This window comes from Cyanothece sp. BG0011 (assembly GCF_003013815.1).
Lineage (GTDB): Bacteria > Cyanobacteriota > Cyanobacteriia > Cyanobacteriales > Microcystaceae > Crocosphaera.
This window is the reverse complement of sequence record NZ_PRLH01000217.1, coordinates 1-4,998: the sequence shown is the minus strand read 5'-3', so window position 1 is coordinate 4,998 and position 4,998 is coordinate 1. Positions and strand designations below refer to the sequence as shown.

The 4,998-nt window shown below is 42.8% G+C and carries 2 protein-coding genes and 1 pseudogene; all 3 read right to left on the bottom strand.

The window, feature by feature from the left end:
- Nucleotides 1-182: pseudogene (locus C4E06_RS26985) on the bottom strand (hypothetical protein); the annotation flags it as partial.
- A gap of 1,168 nt (nt 183-1,350) precedes the next feature.
- On the bottom strand, nt 1,351-3,468 hold the full coding sequence (topA, locus tag C4E06_RS26975) for a type I DNA topoisomerase (protein ID WP_107671397.1): 2,118 nt from the start codon (nt 3,466-3,468) through the stop codon (nt 1,351-1,353).
- 62 nt (nt 3,469-3,530) lie between these two features.
- Nucleotides 3,531-4,643 (bottom strand): DUF5895 domain-containing protein, encoded by a 1,113-nt coding sequence (locus C4E06_RS26970; RefSeq protein ID WP_107671398.1) that lies wholly within the window; start codon nt 4,641-4,643, stop codon nt 3,531-3,533.
- Between the last annotated feature and the right edge of the window lie 355 nt (nt 4,644-4,998).

The following is a 4,998-nucleotide window of genomic DNA, read 5'->3' as shown; positions in this document are numbered from 1 at the left end:
GTTAGTGTAGTGACTAAGCTCTCATCGTTGTTTATGATTTCGTAGTCTGCATTCGGGTAGGGAGTCAGATTTTTACTATATTTCTCTAAGAGGGAGTCTAAGTTAGTTAGATCGACTCCTAGAGTGTCTTTGGAAGATCCATCACGATCGGCTAACACCAAAGTCAGTTGTTTTGTTGCCATTATTAAAACCTCATATACAACTTTTTGCTAAAATGCGCTAGCAGATGAAATAAAGTCTACGACTCGTAGAGAATATCTAAAGATTTATTTCCCCGAACTGTGCTGACATAATAGGTTAAATGATAGTAGATTTTCGACTTGGGGAGCGCTAGCTTTTTGAATCAAACTCCACCCGCAGCAACCACGTTTATTTATAAGAAAAATAGTAATTGCTGCGGAAGGTTATAAACTTTAGCCAGACTGAGATAGAGGCTGATTCATTAGCGCTTTATCTTGACCGTATTTTTGTGTATGATTTCAACGATGAATCGCAATACTGCTCGGTTAAGAAGGAGAAGAGAAATTGTCTCTAAGAGTGAGTCTAGGTTCGTTAGTTCAATTCCTAGCTTGTCTTTTGAAGATCAACCGAGATCGGCTAACACCAAGGTTCGTTGTTGAGTTGTCATTGTAAAAACCTCATATACAACTTTTTGCTTGACTGCGCTAGCAGACTAAGATAAGAAACGTCTACGACTCGTAGACATTTCTTAGGAGCCGTAAACCTTACCTAAATATTTATTTCCCCGAACTGCTTAGACCAAAAGCAACCGCGTGACTCGAAGAAAACTACGCTCAATGTGGGTTGCCATTTTTCATCACCTTTGGCGATTGCATCTCGGATCTCATTTAAGTCGAGTTGGGCAACTGTGCTATCTCCTTTGATTACCGTTGGTGAGATAATAGGTTTAAGGATAGTATATTTTCAAGTTGGGGAGCGCTAGATTTTTGGATCAAACTCCATCCGCAGCAACCACGTTTATTTATAAGAAAAATAGCTACTGCTGCGGATAGTTATGATCCTTGTCCAGACTGAGATAGATGCTATTTCATTATGCCCTAAACTTAGCCATTTTTTCGTGCTTGATTTCAACGATGGATCGCAATACTGCTCGGTTAAGAAGAAGAAAAGAAGTCGTCTCTAAAACGTTGTGCCTCTTCAAAGTTCATCTTCACGCCATAGTTCGTTTCGTCCGGGTAAGATGTCAAGCTCTTAGCCTCTAGAAGTGAATCTAGGTTAGTTATTTTGTTACCATTGTTACAACCTCATTACAACTTTTTGCTTAAATGCGCTAGCAGATGAAATAAAGTCTACGACCCGTAGACATTTCTTACGAGCCGTAAACCTTACCTAAAGATTGATTTCCCCGAACTGTTTTGACCAAAAGCAACCACGTGACTCAAAGAACACCACATCGTCGCAGTTAAGACACTTCAGTAATTTCTTCTGCTTGCCGTCTTTCTTACTACGATATTCTCTTAAATGCAGTGGCTTTTGACACTTTGGACAGTTTGCCTTGGTTTCTTGGGTTTGTGATTGACCGCTTCCAGGCTGTTCCCATTGCTTACGCTCTTTATTGTAGAACATGACTGTTTCACAGCCCTCACATTTGAGGAAATAAGGCCGGTGTAACTTCTTAGATTTAGATGGAACCTTACTCATAGCAACGTTACACTTAGGGCATTTAGTCCTCGATTTTTCTAAGGATTTGCCATTACCATTGAACGATTTAACGGCTGGGTTTCCTAGGGTTTGTGCTATCTTGATCAGGATAGGTTGCCAATGGTCAAAATGAAATTGGCACACATAGGGCTGCCATTTTTCATCCCCTTTGGCGATCGCATCGAGGTGGGACTCCATCTGAGCAGTAAACTCGACTGTTCCTAGTTCCGTTAAATGCTCTTTGACGAAGTGGTAGACTTTGAGTCCTATCTCAGTCGGTTTGAGCATCCGCTTTTCGACCGCAACGTAGTCTCTGTCTTTAAGAGTTTGGATTGTTGGTGAAAACGTGCTAGGTCGTCCAATTCCTTTCTTTTCCATCACCTTTACCATTTGCGCCTCGGTATAGCGAGAGGGCGGCTTAGTCTGTTTCTTTTCAGCCTGAGCGTCTTCTAAGTCAAGCGATTGATTGTGCTGTACTAAAGGCAACTCAGAATCAGCCCCTAAGTCTCTCCAATAACGAAGATAGCCAGGGAAGGTAACAACTTGTCCTTTTGCTTTCCAGAACACAGTATCCGACTGGGTGGTAATGGTGGTTTTATCTAACTCGGCGGGCTTGCATTGACTGGCTACTGTTCTAAACCAAATCAGTTGGTATAGCTTCCCTGCCGCATCTCCTAGTTCACTAGCGATGTCTACTTCAGTTTTGGCTAAATCTACAGGTCGAATGGCTTCGTGCGCTTCTTGGGCATTCTTGGACTGTCGATGCTTCACGACTGACTTAGGTGGGTTTTCAGGGTCATTTGCTTTGAGATACTCTCGTATAACCTCACAGAAATCGTCGGAAATTACCGTGGAATCAGTTCGGTGATAGGTAATCACGCCCGCCTCATACAGCTTCTGAGCCAACTTCATTGTCATATCTGGCGAAAGCTTTAGTCTAGCTCCAGACGCTTGTTGTAGGTTACTCGTTGTAAATGGCGCAGGTGGGGACTTCTTGCTTTTCTTCGTTTGAAGGGATACGACGTTGTGAGAGTTGTTCCGTGCGATCGCCACAAGACGATTAGCCTCTGCTTCGCTTGTTACTCGCAAGGACTCTTTAACTTCTTCTTTGTGGCTTTGGCTATCATCTCTTTCTTCGTCAGCTTCTTCGTTAGTCTCGTTGCTTTCTCCTGCGTAAAAGGCTTTGAAGCCTTCTGCGTAAGAACTCCATACAGAATAGTAAGTCTCAGGTTTGAAGGTTTGGATGGTTTCTTCCCGTTCACAGATTAATGCCAATACTGGGGTTTGAACTCTCCCCATGCTTTTAGCTCCTTCTATATAATCCCACAACAAAGGTGAACCGGTGTACCCGATCAGCTTATCCAAGGTGGAACGTCCGAGAGCCGATGCTACAAGATTAGTATCAAGGAGTCGCGGAGTTTCGATAGCCCTCCTGACTGCTTTCTCTGAAATTTCGGAGTACACAATTCGCTGTGGATTTTTGATTCCCATTACTTGGGCGGCGTGCCACCCGATGCACTCCCCTTCTCTGTCCGGGTCGGTGGCGATAAAAATCCGTTCACTGTTTGTCCTTTTAGCCGTCATTTGCAATTGTCGAATTACCTTCTTGCTACGCTCAGAGCGAGGCACAAACTTCGGTATCACTGTCCCCTTCGGTGTTAGCTCAAACCCCAAGTTATGTGTACCTGATTTGGCGAATTCTCTGATATGTCCTCCCGTTGCGATAACTGTCCAGTCTGCTCCTAGGAATTTCTCTAATTTCTTACGTTTTCCTGGCGCTTCGATTACTAACACATTTTTTGACATAATAAAACCTCGTTTATGTTGAAATTAAAAAGGAGTAGCCCAGATGGACTACTCACGTTGAGTTAGAAAGGAATAGGGGTTTCTTCCTCTTCAGTTTCAACCTCAGTTTCCTCAACCTTTGATACTGGCTTCGGACGCGCAGATACTTGTTTCTCTTGAGGTTGTGGGGTAGGGGTACACTTCTCGAAGAAGTCTGGATCATTCTCCCAAGAAGCGGTGTCGTTTTCTTGATTAGATGCGTCAGAGGATTTGGATGAAGTGTCATCTTCCTCAGCACCCCCATTAGGAATAGGAAAATCGCTATAAGTTTCTCTTAGAGAGAATATTAGCTCACCAGCTTTAGATCCTTTGGGGATTAAAATGTTATTGAAAGGCTCTCCAATCAATGTAACTATTCGACCTTTATTCTCTTTTTCCTGTTCAACGTCAATTAGCTCGGCTTTTGTTACCGGGTGTAGCCGTCTTATAGGTACGACAAAAGGTGATTTACCCTGGCTTTTGTGGAAATCTAATTCCATATCTAAGACAGTCAACGAATGAACTTCATCTTCAAGAGCCACGCCTTTATTACCAGTCGCTTCCGAATAAGCTTGGTTAAACTCATCTCTCAAACTAGCAACTTCTGAGCCGATAGCACCCCCAGTTCCTGCACCTAGTCCTAACTGTAAGGGCACTTCGTGCAATGGGTTGTTATCTTCGTCTACAAACAGCAGTAAATATCGAGTTCGCATACGGTAGTTTTCCCGATCGCCATCGAGAAGTTCTTTATACTTAGTCGGCTTCCCGTATTTATAGGCTGGTCCTTTGTAAAACCATCCCCTCGCTGTTTTCTCCTGAAGTTCGATCGTGTCAGACTGATGAATGATACAACAACGTAATCGCTTAGTGATGTATCCTTGTACCGTTGCTGGATTGGGAGAATCTTCATTGAAGGTTAGTGAGATTCTTTGAAACCAACCAGTGGGCGTGAATGATACTCGTTCTGCTTGTTCTAAAGGGATGAAAACCCCATAGGGACAGTTACTATCGCGGATTTTCTTCTCAGAGGATAACCTTTCAGGGTTAACTAATTGACAATAAGCTGTCGAATTGTCACGAGTTTCAAACTCTTTTAGCCCGTCAAAAGCTGAGGTATCGATGGTTTTGTTACGTTTCTTTCCAGAGTTAAATGCCATAGTTTTAGTTGATAAGTGTACAAGGTACTTCATCGCCGTAAGACTTTCTATGAAAGCCATCTAATTCGATGAAGCTTTATCTAGGTCGATGCCGTGCTAACGGCTCTCAAAGCTTTTAAACAGGACGGTAAGATGGATTGGTTGAAGTTCTTCTAGCGCGTTGAATAGCATCTTTGAGTGAGGCCATTTCTTTTTTACAACTTGCTTTGAGAATAATTTTCAAAGTCTGTGGAATAGTATTCCAAAATAGATTGGATGAGCTTTTGAGCCACTTTATTTAGCGGAGTTGCGTAAACGGGAGTTTTCTTTTCTGCTTTGGTTTCCCCGAAGATAATTCGGAGATTTTCATTTTCCC

Coding starts and splice junctions, on each gene's coding strand:
- topA (WP_107671397.1), bottom strand. CDS start 3,468: ATGTCAAAAAATGTGTTAGTAATCGAAGCGCCAGGAAAACGTAAGAAA.
- C4E06_RS26970 (WP_107671398.1), bottom strand. CDS start 4,643: ATGGCATTTAACTCTGGAAAGAAACGTAACAAAACCATCGATACCTCA.